General features: G+C 72.9%; 12 protein-coding genes and 2 rRNA genes. 1 reads left to right on the top strand and 13 read right to left on the bottom strand.

All coding sequences use genetic code 11. The features are described 5' to 3' along the window. Positions 1–11 precede the first annotated feature (11 nt). From ACZLMO_RS15320 to ACZLMO_RS15270, 11 genes are all read right to left on the bottom strand, one after another. Positions 12–1,103: a glycosyltransferase family 4 protein gene (locus tag ACZLMO_RS15320; RefSeq protein WP_463654215.1), complete on the bottom strand. Its 1,092-nt coding sequence runs from the start codon at positions 1,101–1,103 to the stop codon at positions 12–14. Next, positions 1,100–2,929 carry a murein biosynthesis integral membrane protein MurJ gene (gene murJ, locus ACZLMO_RS15315; RefSeq protein WP_463654214.1) on the bottom strand — a complete coding sequence of 610 codons (1,830 nt, stop codon included), beginning with the start codon at positions 2,927–2,929 and terminating at the stop codon, positions 1,100–1,102. The genes ACZLMO_RS15320 and murJ overlap by 4 nt, the downstream gene beginning before the upstream one ends. A gap of 3 nt (positions 2,930–2,932) precedes the next feature. Next, positions 2,933–3,886 (bottom strand): hypothetical protein, encoded by a 954-nt coding sequence (locus tag ACZLMO_RS15310; protein ID WP_463654213.1) that lies wholly within the window; start codon positions 3,884–3,886, stop codon positions 2,933–2,935. Next, entirely contained in the window at positions 3,883–4,992 is a 1,110-nt protein-coding gene (locus ACZLMO_RS15305; RefSeq protein ID WP_463654212.1) for a copper transporter, read from the bottom strand. Before ACZLMO_RS15305 ends, ACZLMO_RS15310 begins: the two co-directional genes overlap by 4 nt. A 70-nt stretch (positions 4,993–5,062) precedes the next feature. Next, positions 5,063–6,253, bottom strand: a complete 1,191-nt coding sequence (gene steA, locus ACZLMO_RS15300; protein WP_463654211.1) for a putative cytokinetic ring protein SteA — start codon at positions 6,251–6,253, stop codon at positions 5,063–5,065. A gap of 4 nt (positions 6,254–6,257) precedes the next feature. Continuing rightward, positions 6,258–7,937: a DNA repair protein RecN gene (gene recN, locus ACZLMO_RS15295; protein ID WP_463654210.1), complete on the bottom strand. Its 1,680-nt coding sequence runs from the start codon at positions 7,935–7,937 to the stop codon at positions 6,258–6,260. A gap of 8 nt (positions 7,938–7,945) precedes the next feature. Continuing rightward, complete coding sequence (locus ACZLMO_RS15290) at positions 7,946–9,037, bottom strand: NAD kinase (RefSeq protein WP_463654209.1); 1,092 nt, start codon at positions 9,035–9,037, stop codon at positions 7,946–7,948. Next, a complete protein-coding gene (locus tag ACZLMO_RS15285) occupies positions 9,034–9,879 on the bottom strand; it encodes a TlyA family RNA methyltransferase (protein ID WP_463654208.1) in 846 nt (281 codons plus the stop codon). Before ACZLMO_RS15285 ends, ACZLMO_RS15290 begins: the two co-directional genes overlap by 4 nt. Position 9,880: 1 nt before the next feature. Beyond that, positions 9,881–10,033, bottom strand: coding sequence for a hypothetical protein (locus ACZLMO_RS15280; protein WP_425715759.1), 153 nt, complete (start codon positions 10,031–10,033; stop codon positions 9,881–9,883). Between the two features lie 10 nt (positions 10,034–10,043). Further along, positions 10,044–11,168 (bottom strand): HAD-IIA family hydrolase, encoded by a 1,125-nt coding sequence (locus ACZLMO_RS15275; protein ID WP_463654207.1) that lies wholly within the window; start codon positions 11,166–11,168, stop codon positions 10,044–10,046. Next, a complete protein-coding gene (locus ACZLMO_RS15270; RefSeq protein WP_463654206.1) occupies positions 11,165–12,178 on the bottom strand; it encodes a tetratricopeptide repeat protein in 1,014 nt (337 codons plus the stop codon). The genes ACZLMO_RS15275 and ACZLMO_RS15270 overlap by 4 nt, the downstream gene beginning before the upstream one ends. 72 nt (positions 12,179–12,250) lie before the next feature. Here ACZLMO_RS15270 and ACZLMO_RS15265 point away from each other — a divergent pair, with 72 nt between their 5' ends. Then, positions 12,251–12,988, top strand: coding sequence for a hypothetical protein (locus ACZLMO_RS15265; protein ID WP_463654205.1), 738 nt, complete (start codon positions 12,251–12,253; stop codon positions 12,986–12,988). A gap of 460 nt (positions 12,989–13,448) precedes the next feature. Here the strand turns inward: ACZLMO_RS15265 and rrf are convergent. Both rrf and ACZLMO_RS15255 read right to left on the bottom strand, forming a co-directional pair. Further along, positions 13,449–13,565 (bottom strand): 5S ribosomal RNA (gene rrf, locus ACZLMO_RS15260). A 174-nt stretch (positions 13,566–13,739) separates the two neighbouring features. Continuing rightward, positions 13,740–16,221: ribosomal RNA gene (locus ACZLMO_RS15255) — 23S ribosomal RNA — on the bottom strand; the annotation flags it as partial.

Below are 16,221 nucleotides of genomic sequence, written 5' to 3'. Positions count from 1 at the left end.
GGGCTTCGAGACTAGCAGCGCGGGCCGGGGCCGTAGGCGGAGACGAGCTGGCGGTACAGGTCACCCTCCGTGGGCAGCTCGCCGGACCGCTCGCGTGCGAGGCCCCGCAGCCGGTCCGCGAGGTCGGCGTCGAGAAGAACCTGCCCGACGCCGGAGCTCACCTCGGCCGCGTCGCGACCGGTCAGGAGGGCTGCTCCCCCGACGACGAGACCCGTCCCCCCGACGTCCGTCGCCACGACGGCGGCGCCCGCGTGCATCGCCTCCCCCAGCGAGATCGGCTGCCCCTCCCAGACCGAGGTCGAGACGACGACGTCGGCGGCGGCGAGCAGGTCGGGGATGTCCGACCGGGCGCCGAGGACCCGCACGGGCGCGCCGGCCCCGGTCGCGGCGGCGGAGACCTCGGGGCCGAGCGGTCCGCCGCCGGCGATGCACCACTGGGCGGCGGGCGCGCCGTCCTCCCGGGTGGGCAGGAGGTCCTCGGTGAGCGCGGCGGCGTCGACGAGGAGGTCGAGGCCCTTCTGGGGGGCGAGCCGGGCCACGGCGAGGACGAGGCGCTGGCCGTCGAGCAGGCCGAGGTCGCGGCGGACCTGGTCGGCCGGTGTGGTCGCGGGGCGCGGCTCGGGGGCGGGGATGACGGCGACCTCGACGCACCGGGCGCCGAGGCGGCGGGCGCGGTCGGCGAGGTCGGGGGCGACGGGCAGGACGACGTCGGCGCCGCGCGCGACGACCGCCTCGAGCCCGGTGGCGATCGCGCGGACGCGGGCGGACCCGACGGCGAGGTTGTGCTCGGTGACGACCAGGCGGGGGCGGTGAGGCAGCGAGCGGGTCGCGAGGACGGCGGCGGCGCCGGCGCGCAGGCCGTGGGCGTGGACGACGTCGGCGCCGGCGGCGAGGTGGCGCAGGCGGCGCACGGTGGCGGCGTCGGCGGCCGAGGGGCGGTCGCGCAGGTCGATGGTGGCGGTGGGGACGGCGGCGCCCGCGACGACGTCGGCCGGGCCGGCCATGCGGACGTCGTGCCCGGCGCCGGTCAGCACGTCGATCGCCTGGGCCACGTGGCGGGCCACGCCCCCGGTGGTCGTGCCGGTCACCTGGAGGATCCTCATGCGTGTCCCTTCCCTGGGTCGGCGGGGCGGTCCGCCTCGTCATCGGTCGCGGAGGCGCGGGGTTCGTCGTCGCGGGTCTCGTCGTCGTGCGAGGTGGTCGCGTCCTCGCCGGTACCCCTCCCCCGGCGGCGGAGGAGCTGGAGCGCCTGGCGGTCGGCGACGAGCATGACCCCGACCCAGAGAGCGAGCCCCACGAGGCCGCCCGCGAGGACGGCGAGCACCGCCCGGAGCAGGCCGTCGCCGAGCGTGAGGTCGGTGACCCACCGGCCGGCGAGGCCGGCGAACGCGGCGCCGAGGACCGCCGTCGCGGCGGTGCGGACGAGCCCGGAGAGGGCCGGGCCGCCGAGGGCGCGGGCGAGGCAGATGGCCGCGAGGACGCCGGCGAGCGTCATGCCGGCGCTCGAGGCCGCGGCGAGGAGCGAGAGGAGGGTCCCGCTCGAGGCGCCGGCGGCGGCGAGGCCCGCGACCACCGTGGCGAGGGCGGTGACGAGCCAGCCGACGAGGGCGGGGATCGTCGCGAGGCGGGCGCGGTGGACGGCGTAGAGCGAGCGCTGGGCGTGCAGGAGGAGCGCGAAACCCGGCAGGCCGAGGGCGAGGACCGTGAGGGTGGGGGTCATGCCCGGCATGTCGAACCGGGCGGAGAAGATGGCGGTGACGGCGGGAGCGACGGCCACGAGCGCGCCGGCACCGAGAGCCCCGGCGGCGGTGACGGCGCGCGCCGAGCGGGCGACCACGGGGGCGGCGCGGGCCACGGAGTCGGCGGCGAGCTCGGCGATGCGGGGCGCCATGGCGGTGACGAGCGGGACGGCGAGCACCGCGTAGGGCAGGAGGTAGGCGGCCTGCGCGTACTGCCACACGTTGTAGCTGCCAGGCACGGCGGAGGTTGCGCGCAGGACGGCGAGGACGGCGACCTGCTGGGCGAGCAGCGCGGTGAGGCCCGCCCCGGCGAGGGCGAGGGCGCGGCGGCGCAGGTCGGCGCCGAGCTGGAGCGTGGGGCGCCAGCGCAGGCCGAGGCCGCGCAGGGCGAGGGCGGGCGCGAGGCTCATCGCGAGGACACCGGCGGTGGTGCCCCAGCCGAGGATCGCGACGATCGTGGGGGCGATCGTCGCGGGGTCGTCGGTCGCGGGGCCGCCGAGCAGCCCGACGGCGCCGTACGTCGCGATGACCACGAGCGAGGACAGCAGCGGGGCGAGGGCCGGCCAGGCGAAGCGGCGGTGGGCCTGCGCGACGCCCGTGAGGACCGTGCCCACCCCGTAGAGCGGAACCTGGACGGCGAAGATCCGCAGGAAGGTGGCGGTGAGGTCGAGGCTCTCGGCCGGGGCGTCGGAGCCGAGGAGGAGCCCGGCGAGCGGGCGGGCGAGGACGGCCACGAGGAGGCCGACGGGGGCGAGGATCGCGATCGTCCAGCTGAGCAGGGCGGACGCGCGGCGGCCGGTCTCGTCGCGTAGGCCCTGGGCGAGCGGCGCGGCGAGGAGGGGGACGACGAGGCCGACGAGCGCCCCGCCGGCCGCGATCTCGAAGAGGACGTTGGGGACGGTGTTGGCCTTGGCGTAGGCGTCGGCGGTGGCCGAGCTGCCGAGGACCCAGGACTGGACGAGCCAGCGCGCGAACCCGGCGGCGCGGGAGGCGAGGGTGAGGACGGCGATGAGGCCGGCGGCGCCGAGCGCCCCGGCGAGGACGGGAGAGCCGGCGGTCGTGCGTCGGGACGCCCCCTCGGGGGCGGCGTCCGTCGTCGGAGGGTGGCCGGAGCCCGTGCCCGACGTCGATCCGTCGTCGGCGGGTGCGCGCCCGGTCCGTGGCCCGCCCGGGGGGTCCTCGGTGCCCACGGCTCAGGCCGCGCGGCCCGCGCGGTCGATGGCCCGCAGGACGGGCACGGAGTCGATGACGGCGGTGAACGAGATCCGCTCGGAGGCGAGCGTGAGCCCGACGACGGCGCCCAGAGCGATGCCCCGCCGCGCGGCCGACGGGTCCGCCGCGAGCACGACGCCGACGATCGCGCCGAGCGGGTTGGCCCCGGTGTCGCCGAGCATGTCCCGCGCGGCGAGGTCGGCCGGGAGCGAGGCGCCGATGACACCGAGCGCGCCGGCGGCGAGGGTGGCGCGGCCGGCAGCCGCGTCAGTGGCCCTGGCGGCTGCGGTGGACCTGGCTGCGGTGGAGCCGGCAGCGTCCGGGCCGAGCACCACGGGCGCGAGAGCGACCGGCGCGAGCACGATCCCGGCCACCTTGAGCGCGCGGCCGGGCCGCAGGTCGAAGAGGTTGGCGAGGTTGGCGCAGCCGGCCACGAGGGCGGCGTCGGCGAGGCGGCCGATGAGCGGCCGCGGGCCCGGGAGCAGCAGGGCGGCCGCGGACGCCCCCGCGCCGACCACCGCGATCTTCAGCGCCCCGGTCGTCACCTCGCCGCGAGCGAGAGCCCCGAGGTGGCCCGTGAGTCCCTTGGCCCGGCCGGTGGGGACGCCGGTGAGGTCCTCGCCGTGGTCGTCGAGGACGCCGGCCGCCGTTGCGGCTCCCCCGGCCGCAGTGGCGGCGAGCGCGAGGCGCGGGCCGACCGGCGTGCAGGGGGCGAGCAGCGGCCCGATCCCGGTGACGGCCGCCCCCGCGGCGAGCCCGCCGAGCAGGGAGACCGGGTCGCCCGCGTGGTTGGTCCGCGTCCACACCTCGGCACCGCGCGGCGGGCGGGACCCGAGGATGCGGCGCGCGGCCGCGGTGACGCCAGCACCGAGCGCCGCGGCGCCGAGCGCCACGACGGCGGTGCGCAACCGACCGCCGGCCCGTGCCGAGCTCACGACGTCCCGCCCTGGGACGCGCTCTCGCCGGACCCCCCGGTCGGCGACTCCCCGACGGTCGGAGACTCGGGGTCGACCGCGGACGGCTCCTCGTCGGCCAGCCGCTCGGCCGGCGCGGGCGCCGCGGGAGGCAGGACCGCCTCGGCCCCGTCGTCGAACCCGTACTGCTCGACCACTCCGTCGAGCGTGGCGGCCACCGCGAGCGGCGTGAGGACGGCGGAGGAGACAGAGCCGACCGAGTCGACGGTCGTGGCCCCGGGCGCGAGCGAGAGGTCCTCCCGCAGCACGCCGACGAGGTCACGCGTGGACTCGGCGGACCCGACGAGCACGAGCGGCCCCTCGTCCGCCATCGCGCCGTAGGCCTGGAGCGCGGTGATGTGCGCGATGCGCTGCTCGGCGGCCTCGGCCTGGACGTCCGGGGTGCCGTCCTCGTCGGAGTCCTCGGCGGGGTCCCCCTCGGGCTCCGGCTCGGCGCGGGCGCCGACGATGACGAGGATGTCGGCGCGGTCCTCCGGGTCCGTCTGAAGGCTGACGAGGTCGGAGCCGGTGCCGAGGATGCGGTCGAGGATCTCGCCGTCGGCCGCCACGTCGTCGATCGCGCCCGTCTCGTCGTGGCCCACGGTCAGGGCGTCGGCGATCGCGCCGCCGAGCACGGCGACCGGGTCGTCGTCCGGGTCGGCGTCGGGGGCGACCTGCTCGACGAGGTCGATGCGCTCGTCGCCCATCGACGGGGTGGTCAGGGCCTCGGACAGGACGCCCTCGACCACGATGTCGGCGCCGGCGGCGGTGAGCGACTCCTCCACGGCGGTGAAGTCGTCGCCGTTGGCGCCGGGGGTGGACAGCAGGGCGACCCGCCCGCCGTCGAGGGTGCCCTCGACGAGTCGCGGCCCGCCCTGCTCGAGCAGGGTGTTGACCGAGTCGAGGTCGCCCTGCGTCTGGGTCAGCTCCTCGCGCATGGCCTCGCGGTCGGCGCGCAGGTCCTGGACCTGGCCGCGCAGCGTGTCGCCAAGGGCGCCGCCGAGCGGTCCCGCGCCGAGCAGGATGCCCACGGCCAGCGCCATGAACACCGCGATCAGCGAGACCACGTGGAACTTGAAGTCGATCATGCGTCTCCCCCGCTACCGGTCGTGCGCACCGTGCGCGTGCCCACGAGGGCCGAGTTCACCCAGCCCATGCTCACCCGGACCCGAACAGCGAGCGCACCCACGCCACGAGGTCGCCCCAGCGCGTGGCGGCGAGCTCGAGGAACGCCTGGCCCGCCGTCGTGGCGAGCACGGCGGCGCCAAGGGCGAGCAGGCCCGCGAGGACGAGCAGCACGAGGAGCCAGCCGGAGATGCGCGTGCGGTAGAGCCGGGAGACGCCCTTGGCGTCGATGAGCTTGGAGCCCACCCGCAGGCGGGTGAGGAAGGTCGACGCCATGCCGGCGCGCCCCTTGTCGAGGAACTCGTTGAGCGTGTTGTGCGTGCCGACGGCCACGATGACGCTCGCGCCCTTCTCGTCGGCGAGCAGCATGGCGACGTCCTCGGACGTGCCGGTGGCGGGGACCACCACGTGGTCGACCCCGAGCTCCTCGACGCGGGCCTGGCCGGGCGCGCGGCCGTCGCGGTAGGCGTGGACGAGGATCTCCGCGCCGGAGCGCAGCGCCTCGTCGGACACGGAGTCCATGTCCCCGACGATCATGTCGAGCCGCAGCCCGAACTCGAGCACCGCGTCGGCCCCGCCGTCGACCCCCACGATGAGCGGGCGGAACTCCCGCACGTAGGGCCGCAGCATCGCGAGGTCCTCCTTGTAGTGGTACCCGCGCACCACGATGAGGACGTGCCGGCCGTCGAACACGGTGCGCACCGCGGGGATCCCGATGCCGTCGATGATGAGGTCCTGCTCGAGCTCGACGTACTCCATCGTGTTCGTCGCGAACTTCTTCAGCTGCTCGGAGATCCCGGCCCGCGCCCGCCGCTGGTCCTCGGCGATCGTCGCGTCGTCCTGGACCACGCCGCGGCCCACGAGCTCGCCGCCGGAGTGGATCGACCCGTCGGGGTGGACATCGACCTGCGAGCCCTCGGAGAGTTCCATCAGGTGCTCGCCGACGTCGTCGACCAGCACGATGCCGGCATCGACGAGGATCGACGGACCCGCGTTGGGGTAGCGCCCGGAGGTGGACTCGGCGGCGTTGAGGACGGCGACGGGCCGGGCGGCCACGAGGGACTCGGCGGCGACCCGGTCGATGTCGACGTGGTCGATGACGGCCACGTCGCCGTGGCGCAGGCGGGATGTCAGGCGCTTCGTGCGGGTGTCCACGCGGGCGGGTCCCGCCACTCCCACGGGGTCGGCGGACGATCGCCGCGCCGGTCGCTGGAAGAGCCTCACCGCGTCATGGTGACACGCCGGCCAGCGAGAGCAGCTCTGCCGCGTGTGCGCGCGCCGCGTCGGAGTCATCCTGACCTGCGAGCATGCGGGCCAGCTCGACGACCCTCGCGTCCCCGTGCGCCCGCACCACGTCGGTGACGCCGTCCTCCCCGCGGGTGACGACGAGGTGGTCGGTGGCGAACGCGGCGACCTGGGCGAGGTGGGTGACGACGACGACCTGGTGGCGCTCGGCGAGCCCCGCGAGGCGGCGGCCGACCTCGACGGCTGCGCGGCCGCCGACCCCGGCGTCGACCTCGTCGAACACGAACGTGCGGGCCTCGCCGCCGGCCTCGGTGGCGAGGCAGACCTCGAGGGCGAGCATGACGCGGGAGAGCTCACCGCCCGACGCCGCCTGGCCGAGCGGGCGGGCGGGCGCGCTCGGGTGGGTGGCCAGGGTGAGGACGACCTCCTCGGCGCCGTGCGGGCCGGGCTCGGGAAGCTCCTGCAGGTCGATGCCGAGGCGGGCGCCGGGCATGGCCAGGCCCGTGAGCTCGGCGTCGACGGCGGCGGTCAGCCGCTCGGCGGCTGCCCTCCGGGAGGCGGTGAGCGCGGTGGCGGCGCGCTCGCGGGCGGCCTCCGCCTCGGTGACGGCGGCGGCGAGGGCCTCGGGCTCGGCGGCCGGGCCGTCGATCTGCGCGAGGCGGAGGGCGGCCCGCTCGGCCTGCTCGAGGGCCTCGTCGACTCCCCCGACCCCGAGGTCGCGGATGAGGCGGCCGAGCTCGGCGCGGCGGGCGTGCACGGTGTCGAGCGCAGAGGGGTCGGCGTCGAGCCCGTCGAGGTAGCCGGCGAGCTCGACCGCCGCGTCGTCGAGCAGCGGGCCGACGGCGGCGACCCGCTCGGCGAGCGCGGTCAGGGCCGGGTCGTGGCCGCTCGCGGCGGCCAGGGCGTGGGCGGCCTGGGCGACGAGCGCCGAGGCCCCCGGGGTCGCGCTGTCCTCGTCCCCGGCGACGGCGCCGCGTGCCTCGGTCGCGGCGGTCCGTAAGGCCTCGGCGTGCTCGAGGCGCAGGGAGGCGGCGCGCAGCTCCTCGTCCTCGCCCGGGCTGGGGTCGGCGGCGGCGACGAGCTCGGCGACCCGGGTCAGCGCGGCGATCTCCGCGAGGCGGCGGCCCTCGTCGGCGGTGCGCTCCTCGAGGGCGGCCCGCGCGGCGACGACGGCCGCGTGGGCCTCGGCCGCGGCGGTGACGAGCGCCAGGTGGTCGGCGCCGCCGAAGGTGTCGAGGGCGGCGCGCTGCCGGGCGGGCTCGCGCAGCCGGAGCTGGTCGGCCTGGCCGTGGACGGTGACGAGGCCGTCCCCGATGTCGGTGAGCAGTGCGGCGGGCACGGTGCGGCCGCCGGCGTGGGCGCGGGAGCGGCCCTGGGCGGAGACGGTGCGGGCCACAAGGAGGACGTCGTCGTCGAGCTCGGCCCCGGCATCCGCCGCAAGGTCGCGGGCCGGCGCATCGTCGGGGACGGACCACTCCCCCTCGACGACGGCGCGCTCCGCCCCGTGCCGCACGATCGCTGGATCCGCCTTGTGCCCGAGGAGGAGCCGCAGCGAGGAGAGGACCATCGTCTTGCCCGCGCCGGTCTCGCCGGTCAGGGCGGTCAGGCCCGGGCCGAGGTCGAGGTGGGCGCGGGCGATGACGCCGAGGTCCTCGATGCTCACGCGCTCGATCACGGGGCCGCCCCCTGGTCCTCGTCGGCCGCGCCACCGTCCTGAACCGCACTCTCGACACCGGGTGAGCCCTCGACACCCGGTAAGCCCTTGCCCGTGTCCTCCTGCTGGGCCGCACTGTCGACACCGGGTGAGCCTTCGACACCGGACGCGCTCGAGCCCTGGTCCTGGGGGGCCGCGGTCATGAGGCCGCCGCGCCAGCCGGTGACCGGGAGGTCGAACTTGGCCACGAGCCGCCCGGAGAAGGGCGCCTCGCTCAGCAGCGCGAGGAGCGCCGGTCGCGTGCCGCGGCGGACCTCGATGCGCGAGCCGGGCGGGGCCTCGATCGTGCGCCGCCCGTCGCACCGCACCACGGCCGTCCCGCGCGCCTCGGCGAGGATCTCGACCTCGAGGACGGACTCGCGGCCCACGACCATCGGCCGGGTGAACAGGGCGTGCGCGGCCACGGGCACCACGAGCAGCGCCTCGAGGCCGGGCCAGACGATCGGCCCGCCAGCGGAAAAGGCGTAGGCGGTCGAGCCGGTGGGCGTGGCGAGCACGACGGCGTCGCAGGCGAACGTCGACAGCCCGCGACCGTCGACCCCGAGCGCGGCCTCGACCATCCGTCCCTCGGGCCCCTTCTCGACCGCGGCCTCGTTGAGGGCCCACCCATGGTGGGTGGCGCCGTCGGGCGTGCGGACCGTGACGTCGACGGTCATGCGCTCCTCGACCAGATAGTCGCGAGCGACGATGCGGCGCACGACCTCCGGCAGCGCCTCGGGCTCGGCCTCCGCGAGAAAGCCGACGTGACCGAGGTTGACGCCGAGCACGGGCACGCCGTGCGGGCGCGCGAGCTCGGTGCCGGTGAGGATCGACCCGTCGCCGCCGAGGACCACGACGAGCTCGGCCCCCTCGACCATGGTGTCCGGCCGGGGCTCGGCGTCGCTCGCGGGGCTGACGGCGCGCACGGACAGCCCGGCCGAGGTCAGTCCCTCGTGCACGGACGTCGCGGCCGCGTGCGCGTCGGGCCGGGTGGGGTGGTAGAGCAGGACGACCTCGCGCGCGCCGTCGCGGGCGGTCTCGCTGGCCCGGTGCTTGGGGGGTTCCGTCATCGTGCGGCCTCCTTCCCGGCGGGTCCCTCGGCGACGGCGGCGCGCGCGGCCTCGGTCAGCGCGTCGCCGGTGAGGGGCTGCTCCGCGTCGCGGCGCAGCGCGACGAAGTACTCGACGTTCCCGGCCGGCCCGGGCAGGGGGCTCGGGACGATCGCCCACGTGTCGAGGCCCAGGGTCTGCGCGGAGCGCGCGACGTCGACCACGGTGGCCGCCCGCTGCTCCGGGTCCCGCACGACTCCCCCGGTGCCGAGCGCGTCCTTCCCGACCTCGAACTGGGGCTTGACCATGAGCAGGAGATCGGCGTCGTCCGAGGCGGCGCCCGCCAGAGCGGGCAGGACGAGTCCGAGGGAGATGAAGGACAGGTCCCCGACGACGAGGCTCGGCGCCGGTGCGACCGCCGCCGGGTCCAGGGTGCGGACGTTCGTGCGCTCGAGGACGGTGACGCGGTCGTCGGTGCGCAGGGACCAGGCGAGCTGCCCGTACCCGACGTCGACGGCGACGACCTCGGCCGCCCCGCGGCGCAGGAGGACGTCGGTGAAGCCGCCCGTGGACGCGCCGGCGTCGAGGCAGCGCCGCCCGGTCGGGTCGATCGGGGTGCCGCGCGCGGCGAGAGCGTCGAGGGCGCCGACGAGCTTGTGGGCGCCGCGGGAGACGTAGTCGTCGACCTGCTCGCTCTCGCGCACGACGATCGCCTGCGCGGGGTCGACCTGACGTGCCGGCTTGACCACGGGTTCGCCGTCGAGCGTGACCCGGTGGGCCACGATGAGCTCTGCGGCGTGCTGGCGCGAGCGGGCGAGCTTGCGGCGGACGAGCTCGGCGTCGATGCGCGTCAGGCGCGCCACCTCAGCCGCCGTCCTGGGCCAGTCGGGCCTGGAGCGTGCCGTGCAGGGCCTCGAGGGCGTCCGCCTGGGCGTCGAGGTCCCGCTCGGCGAGGTCCGCGGGCAGGCGGTCGTCGCCGCGGACGGACGCGGGGGTGGGCCGGGGCTGCTCGCTCATCCGGGCCAGGTTATCGCCGCTCGACCACCAGCTCGGGGACCACCTGTGGATCCAGCGGCGCGCCCGCGTCGGCGGAGGCCCAGGCGGCGGCCGCGAGGGCGCGGTAGCCGTCGAGGCTGACGGTGACCGGCGCGGGGGGCGCGCTGCCTGCGGGCGTGCCGAGCGGGGTGGCGGTGCCGGTCCCGTCGTCGAGGTGGAGGACGCCGTCGGCGACGTGCGCGTGGGCGCTGCCGGCCGTCCAGACGGTCGAGGCGGCGGTGGCCGAGTCGGTGTCGGCCGTGTCAGCGCCATCCGATCCGCCTGCGGTCGACCCCGTGACCTCGGGGTGCGCCACGAGGAGGTCGCGCAGGTCGATCGCGAGGTAGGTGGGTCGCTCGATCGGGTCGGCGAGGACGACGTTGCGCGCGTCGTCGACCCCGGTGAGCACGTGCAGCGACGCCATGCCCGCGGACACGGCGCCGCGGATGTCGGTGTCGAGCCGGTCGCCGAGGATGATCGGCGCGGTGCCGCCGGCGCGGCGGGCGGCCGTCTCGAAGATCTCGGGCTCCGGCTTGCCCGTGGAGATCGGCTGCGAGCCGGACACGCGCGCGACGACGTCGACGAACGCGCCGTTGCCGGGGGCGATCCCACCGGGCTTGGGGATGCTGAAGTCGAGGTTGGTGGCGATGTGGGCCGCGCCCCGCTCGATCGCGTAGCAGGCCTCGGCGAGCGGGCCCCAGGACAGGTTCGGGTCCCAGCCCTGGATGACGGCGACCGGCTCGTCGTCGGCCGCCGACACGATCCGCATGCCGCGCTCGGCGACCGCGGTGCGCAGCCCGGCGCCGCCGACCACGAGGATCGGCGAGCCCTCCGGGAAGCGCTCCGCGAGCAGGGCCGCGCCGGCCTGGGCGGCGGTGACGACCTCGTCCGGCTCGGTCGCGATGCCGAGCTCGGTGAGGTGATCCGCCACCGTGCCCGGCTCGCGCGAGGCGTTGTTGGTGACGAAGCGGGCGGCCAGCCCGCCTTCGCGCGCCGCGGTGAGCGACTCCGCGGCGTGCTCCACGGGGTCGTCGCCCCGGTAGCAGACGCCGTCGAGGTCGATGAGCGCGACGTCGTGCGCGAGGTGCAGGGGCTGGTCGGATCCGCGAAGAGTCACCGGTCCATGGTGCCTGAACCCGGCTCCTCGTCCGCGGGGCGTTCGTCCTGCGGTCCGTCGCCGCCCAGGTCGAACCCGAGGTCGAGCATCCCCTGCTCCGCCTCCGGCTCGGCCTCAATCTCCGGCCCCGACTGCGCCTCGGGCGCAGCCTCAGCATCCTCGTCAGACGAGGGCGCCGGCTCGGACTCGGGCTCAACAGCAGACTCCGAATCGGACTCAGCGGACTCCTCGGACTCGAGCTCCGGTCCACCGGTGTCCTCGTCGCCCGTAGGCGTGGACGACGACTCCTCGGTCGCGTCCTCGTCCGCGGCAGTCGAGTCACCCTCGGCACTGGGCTCGACGGTCTCCTGCGGCGCCGCTGGGCGCGCCGGCGGCTCGTCGTCGATGTCCTCGGGCTGAAGGTCGATGACATCGAACGAGTCGCTGGCGTCGTCCGTGGGCACGGTGATGCGGCCGCGGAGCTCGGTGGCCTCGTCGGAACGACCCACCTCGTCGAGGCGGTCGGCGATCACGGAGTCCAGGCGGGACCTGATCGCCGGGTCCTTGATCGCGTCCAGCTGGACGGTGCGGAGGATGAGGAGTCCGGCCTCGTTCTCGCCGAGGTCCGCGCGCGCCCCGGAGGCGACGATCGCGAGCTCGGCCTTCTCGGCGTCCGAGAGCACGGTCGTGTCGGTCTCCGCGATGACGCTCAGTGCCCGCTCGGGTCGGCCGAGGCCTCGCTCACAGTCGGCCTCCATCACGCGGTGGTCGTCGCGGCCCGCCAGGCGGCGTACGGCGCGCAGTTCCTTGAGGGCCTCCGCGAACCGGCCGGTGGCGTATGCGGTGATGGCGACGGCCTCGCGAGCCGTGGCCACGCGTCCCGCACCTCGGCCGGCAGCCTGGGCGTGCTCGTAAGCGCGCTCGGGGTCGTCCTCGAGCAAGATGCCCGCCATCACGAGGTGACGCGCGACCGTGTCCCCGTTGGTCTTCGAGAGCGTGAGGAGCTCGCGGCGCGCGTCGCGGTCAAGCATCTGCGCGGTGATGTCCTCGGGGATGTCCGGCGCCTGCGGGCCGGCCGCACGCCGCTCCTGCCCCGGGCGACCGTGGCCGACCTGCCGGTCGTTCCGGTCGTCGCGTCGCCCTCGGTCGAAGGAGCGCTCGCCATCTCGACGGGGTCCCCGGTCACCTCGGTCGCCGTAGGAACGCTCGCCGTCACGCCGGGGCGGTCGGTCGTCCCAGCGGCGGCCGCCACCCTGCGGTCGGTCACCGTCACGACGACGACCCCGGTCATTGCGATCCCCGTAGGAACGCTCGCCATCGCGACGCGGGGGACGGTCCTCCCATCGACGGCCGCCACCCTGGGGGCGGCCACCGTCCCGGCGAGGACCACGGTCGTTGCGGTCCCCGTAGGAACGCTCGCCATCGCGACGAGGCGGGCGATCCTCCCACCGACGACCGCCACCCTCGGGGCGGTCTCCGTCCCGGCGAGGACCACGGTCGTTCCGGTCGCCGTAGGAACGATCACCATCGCGACGGGGCGGGCGCTCCTCCCAGCGGCGGCCGCCACCCTGCGGTCGGTCGCCGTCACGACGGGGACCCCGGTCACCGCGATCATCACGATTGCCGTAGGAACGATCACCATCGCGACGGGGCGGGCGCTCCTCCCAGCGGCGGCCGCCACCCTCGGGGCGGTCTCCGTCCCGGCGAGGACCACGGTCGTTGCGATCCCCGTAGGAACGCTCGCCGTCACGGCGAGGCGGGCGCTCCTCCCACCGACGACCGCCACCCTGCGGACGGTGCCCATCACGGCGAGGACCGCGGTCATCACGATTGCCGAATGAGCGCTGGTCACCGTCACGACGAGGGGGACGGTCCTCCCACCGGCGGCCACCCCGCTGTGCACCGCCACGTGAGCTCGACTGACGACGCTGGTCGTCGTTCCGTCCGCGCTGCGAACCGTTCGACCGATCGGGTCGGCGGTCGTTGTCGTCTGGGGTCTCGCTCACTCTGTTCTCCTGTCGAAGCTGACGCGGTCCTGCTTCACCAGACACGGCCGGCACTCTCGGGTGGAGCGCTCGACGCCGGATCTCGTCTGCCCGCGAACCCCGAACACTACGGGAGGCGGCACGAGCACAGAAGGACGACCGACGGTGACGCTGGCTCCACATTCGGTCGGCACAGGCGCTCTCCTCCTGCTCGACGTCAACGTTGGATCACGAAGAGTTCCGCGTGACCGACACAAAAGGACGGAGAAACGCGAAAGGCCCCCACCTTGTGGTGGGGGCCTTTCGGTAATGGTGTGTACGGCGGTGTCCTACTCTCCCGCACGGTCTCCCGTGAAGTACCATCGGCGCTGAGGGGCTTAGCTTCCGGGTTCGGAATGGGACCGGGCGTTTCCCCCTCGCTATTGCCGCCGTAACCTGGCGGAACCAATCATCCAATTATCAACCCACACACACGCAGCCAACCCGCAAGGGGTGTGCTGGTGTCTGGGGGTGGGTGGTTCCAGAACCGTACAGTGGACGCGCAATTGTTGATGTGTTGTGCTCGCTTCTCAACCAGTCACCACACACAGAGTTCGTGTGGGGCGTGGTGTTGGAAGTTGTCGGCCAATTAGTACCGGTCAGCTTCACGACTTTCGCCGCTTCCACATCCGGCCTATCAACCCCATGGTCTATAGGGGGCCTTCCCACCCAAAGGTGGTGGAAACCTCATCTTGAAGCAGGCTTCCCGCTTAGATGCTTTCAGCGGTTATCCCTCCCGAACGTAGCCAACCAGCCATGCTCCTGGCGGAACAACTGGCACACCAGAGGTTCGTCCGTCCCGGTCCTCTCGTACTAGGGACAGCCCTTCTCAAGTTTCCTGCGCGCGCAGCGGATAGGGACCGAACTGTCTCACGACGTTCTAAACCCAGCTCGCGTACCGCTTTAATGGGCGAACAGCCCAACCCTTGGGACCTACTCCAGCCCCAGGATGCGACGAGCCGACATCGAGGTGCCAAACCATGCCGTCGATATGGACTCTTGGGCAAGATCAGCCTGTTATCCCCGGGGTACCTTTTATCCGTTGAGCGACGGCGCTTCCACAAGCCACCGCCGGGTCACTAGTTCCGACTTTCGTCCCTGCTCGACATGTCTGTCTCGCAGTCAAGCTCCCTTGTGCACTTGCACTCAACACCTGATTGCCAACCAGGCTGAGGGAACCTTTGAGCGCCTCCGTTACTCTTTAGGAGGCAACCGCCCCAGTTAAACTACCCACCAGGCAATGTCCCTGATCCGGATCACGGACCGAGGTTAGACGCTAGTAACGACCAGAGTGGTATTTCAACGATGACTCCACACACACTGGCGTGCATGCTTCACAGTCTCCCACCTATCCTACACAAGCCGCAACCAACACCAATACCAAGCTATAGTAAAGGTCCCGGGGTCTTTCCGTCCTGCTGCGCGTAACGAGCATCTTTACTCGTAATGCAATTTCGCCGAGTTCATGGTCGAGACAGCGGAGAAGTCGTTACGCCATTCGTGCAGGTCGGAACTTACCCGACAAGGAATTTCGCTACCTTAGGATGGTTATAGTTACCACCGCCGTTTACTGGGGCTTAAATTCTGAGCTTCACCCGTGAGGGTTGACCCGTCCTCTTAACCTTCCAGCACCGGGCAGGCGTCAGTCCGTATACATCGTCTTGCGACTTCGCACGGACCTGTGTTTTTAGTAAACAGTCGCTTCTCCCTGGTCTCTGCGGCCCGCCAGGCTCACACCCGCAAGTGGTGATCACCCATAGGGCCCCCCTTCTCCCGAAGTTACGGGGGCATTTTGCCGAGTTCCTTAACCATGATTATCTCGATCGCCTTAGTATTCTCTACCTGACCACCTGAGTCGGTTTAGGGTACGGGCGGCTAGTCCCTCGCGTCGAGGCTTTTCTTGGCAGCAGAGGATCACCACTTTCCACCATACGGTGTCATCATCCGGCCTGAGGCTATATGAGACACGGATTTACCTGTGTCTCGCCCTGCACCCTTGAACGATCCAAGCCATTAGGATCGCGCGGCTACCTTCCTGCGTCACCCCTGTTAATACGCTTACCTACTACCGGATCGGGTCCCACGCGCCCCACCATCTCGCCCCGAAGGGCAATGACAGTGGTTTGGGTGGTTAGCATCACCGGACTCGGTATGGGCGGTCCTTCGCCGGTCACGGGAATATCAACCCGTTGTCCATCGACTACGCCTGTCGGCCTCGCCTTAGGTCCCGACTAACCCAGGGCGGATTAACCTGGCCCTGGAACCCTTGGTCATTCGGCGGACGGGGTTCTCACCCGTCATTCGCTACTCATGCCTGCATTCTCACTCGCGTAGGATCCACCACTGGGTCACCCCGCAGCTTCACCTCCCACGCGACGCTCCCCTACCCACCACAACCCCTGAACCAAGGCTAGGGACATGCTGTGGTGCCACGGCTTCGGCGGTGTGCTTGAGCCCCGCTACATTGTCGGCGCGGAATCACTTGACCAGTGAGCTATTACGCACTCTTTCAAGGATGGCTGCTTCTAAGCCAACCTCCTGGTTGTCACTGCAACTCCACATCCTTTCCCACTTAGCACACGCTTAGGGGCCTTAGCCGATGATCTGGGCTGTTTCCCTCTCGACTACGAAGCTTATCCCCCGCAGTCTCACTGCCACGCTCACACTTACCGGCATTCGGAGTTTGGCTGACGTCAGTAACCTTGTAGGGCCCATCGGCCATCCAGTAGCTCTACCTCCGGCAAGAAGCACGCAACGCTGCACCTAAATGCATTTCGGGGAGAACCAGCTATCACGAAGTTTGATTGGCCTTTCACCCCTACCCACAGGTCATCCCCTCAGTTTTCAACCTAAGTGGGTTCGGTCCTCCACACGCTCTTACACGTGCTTCAACCTGCCCATGGGTAGATCACTTCGCTTCGGGTCTAGAACGCGCGACTCATACGCCCTGTTCGGACTCGCTTTCGCTACGGCTTCCCCACACGGGTTAACCTCGCCACACGCCACTAACTCGCAGGCTCATTCTTCAAAAGGCACGCCGTCACCCCAAC

The organism is Georgenia sp. G2120, from assembly GCF_055326485.1.
Note: the sequence above shows the minus strand (reverse complement) of the source record. Positions and strands in the feature narration are given on the sequence as shown.

Excerpts from the sequence above, each read along its gene's own strand:
- ACZLMO_RS15320 (WP_463654215.1), bottom strand. The coding sequence starts at position 1,103 with ATGAGGATCCTCCAGGTGACCGGCACGACCACCGGGGGCGTGGCCCGC.
- ACZLMO_RS15270 (WP_463654206.1), bottom strand. The coding sequence starts at position 12,178 with ATGCTTGACCGCGACGCGCGCCGCGAGCTCCTCACGCTCTCGAAGACC.
- ACZLMO_RS15280 (WP_425715759.1), bottom strand. The coding sequence starts at position 10,033 with ATGAGCGAGCAGCCCCGGCCCACCCCCGCGTCCGTCCGCGGCGACGAC.
- ACZLMO_RS15290 (WP_463654209.1), bottom strand. The coding sequence starts at position 9,037 with ATGACGGAACCCCCCAAGCACCGGGCCAGCGAGACCGCCCGCGACGGC.
- ACZLMO_RS15305 (WP_463654212.1), bottom strand. The coding sequence starts at position 4,992 with ATGATCGACTTCAAGTTCCACGTGGTCTCGCTGATCGCGGTGTTCATG.